Origin of the sequence: Nocardia sp. NPDC057455, from assembly GCF_042802775.1 — a bacterium.
Lineage (GTDB): Bacteria > Actinomycetota > Actinomycetes > Mycobacteriales > Mycobacteriaceae > Nocardia.
Map to the genome: position 1 here is coordinate 1 of NZ_JBHVDM010000196.1, position 2,232 is coordinate 2,232.

Sequence of the window (2,232 nt, forward strand, 5' to 3'; positions counted from 1 at the left end):
CGCGGACGCAGCGATCACTCGGACGCGAGCCGGGCCGCGAACGGGACATGCTCGGTCTCGCTTCGCTCGAAACCGGGAGTCGGGGTTGAGCTGGGCGCGTTGGTGGGCGAACCTCAGACATCGAGCACGCGGCTCGCGGTGGTCGATCAACGGTAGAGCTGGCGTCGACCGGTGATCAGTCGCCTATGCGGCGACCGCGCGGACGTCAGCCGGGCCGGGAACGGGACATGCTCGGTCTCGCTTCGCTCGGAATCGGGAGTTGGGCGCGTTGGTGCGCGGGCTCTAGGCGGAGTGGCGGGGCTCGGAGTGGCTGGCGGTCGTGGTGTCGATCGGCGATCGGCGTGTAGGTGGCGGCCGCGTGAGCGCGAGCCGGGCCGCGAACGGGACGTGCTCGGTCTTGCTTCGCTCGAAACCGGGAGTCGGGGCATGCGGGCTCGTGTTATATGTCGGGCCATTGCATGCGAGCTGGTGGCCAGGGTGGGCGTTGGTGGCAGTGTTGGTGGCCGCCTCGTGGGCTCGGAGGTTGGGCCGTCCCGGTTCTTGTCGCGAATGCGGCCATGTGGGAGGGAGTGGAGCGCGGGCGGTGTGCGGTCTTGCTGCGCTCGAACTGACGGTTCAGCCGGTGTGGTGGCGTGCGGCGGTTGTCATAGTCGTGAACGTCGTGGTCGTTTCAAGCGCTGCCCATCGGAACGTTCAGGCATTGCTCTTCCGAGTCGAGGGCGGGCCGGGATGGGCGGACGGGACTATTGTCTGCGTTCCTTCCGAGGGCTGGTGTCCGGGTCATCTGGCCTGGTCGTGAGGCTGATCGCCCGGTGTCGGTGCTCGACTGCTACCCGCGAGTAGGGTCTCGGTGGGGGCCCGATACGCTGCACCGCATGCCGTATCTGGAACGCCACGGGGAAGTGTTCGTCGTCTACCTCGGCGCCGAGGGACAGACGGACAGCGAGAACCGTTTTCACCCGGACTGGATCGACGCGTTCCATGGGCTGCTGGACGAGGTCGAGAGCTCCGAGGGGCCTGCCGCGCTGGTGACGACCGCGACCGGGAAGTTCTTCAGCAACGGTCTGGACACCGATTGGCTGTTCGGCAATCTGGACAAGATGCACGGTTACCTCGACCGCGTGCACTCGCTCTACACCCGTCTGCTCGCCTTCCCCCTGCCGACCGTCGCGGCGATCAACGGCCACGCCTTCGGTGCGGGCGCCATGCTGGCCACTTCGCACGATTTCCGGGTGATGCGCGCCGATCGCGGCTTCTACTGCCTGCCCGAGGTGCATCTGGGCATGCCCTTCACCATCGGGATGAACGCCTTGCTCACCGAGCGGTTGTCCAACCAGGTCTGCGTGCAGGCGATGACCACCGGCCACCGCTACCCGGCCGACGAGGCGATCGCCGCGGGCATCGTGGAGGGCAAGGCCGAAGCCGCGGAGTTGCTCACGTCCGCGATCGAGCGGGCTGCGGCACTGGCGAGCAACCGCAAGCCCAACCTCCCTGTGATCAAGCGCGCCCTTCACGCGAAGGCTCTGGCCGGCCTCGCCGTCCCGACCACTCCGGAGAACCTGGCGTTCGCCACGAGCTGACCCCCCGTGCAGAGGGGGCACCTCCCGCCTCCGCGCGTACCGCCCGCTCCCAGTCCGGCGGCTGCATCTGCAAGGAAGTCGTTACAGCACTCATCCGGCTATTTGCCGCTGTCACGCAGCGAACCTCTCGAGTGGCCGCTTCCGCAGTGCCGGCCAGCCAGATGCGGGGCGGTGCGAGCACCGCAGTCCGCCCCACATGCACCCGCTGTTCGCGGCCCAGCTCACGTTCACGTGATCGCCGCATAGGCGACTGATCACCGGTCGACGCCAGCTTTACCGTCGACCACCGCGAGCGGTGTGCTCGATGTCTTGCGTTCGCGCCCCAACACGCTCGGCGCACCTCAGCTCCCGGTTTAGAGCGAAGCGAGATCGAGCATGTTCCGTTCGCGGCCCGGCTCAGGTTTGCGTGGTCGCCGCGTAGGCGGCTGATCACCGGTCACGCGAGCTTTCCGGTCGACCACCGCGAGCCGCGTGCTCGATGTCTGGGGTTCGCGCCTCGACTTGCTCGGCGCCCTCCGCTCCCGGTTTAGAGCGAAGCGAGACCGAGCACCTCCCGTTCGCGGCCCAGCTCAGATACACGCGCCGCCGCATAGGCGCCTGATCACCGGTCGACGCCAGCTCTACCGTTGATCGACCACCGCGAGCCGCGTGC

Annotated in this window: 1 protein-coding gene; it reads left to right on the forward strand. The window is 67.9% G+C overall.

Going from position 1 to position 2,232, the window contains the following annotated elements; genetic code table 11:
• Window positions 1-875 precede the first annotated feature (875 nt).
• Window positions 876-1,580 carry an enoyl-CoA hydratase-related protein gene (locus ACFU5M_RS34385; RefSeq protein WP_379055784.1) on the forward strand — a complete coding sequence of 235 codons (705 nt, stop codon included), beginning with the start codon at window positions 876-878 and terminating at the stop codon, window positions 1,578-1,580.
• The last annotated feature ends 652 nt before the right edge of the window (window positions 1,581-2,232 follow it).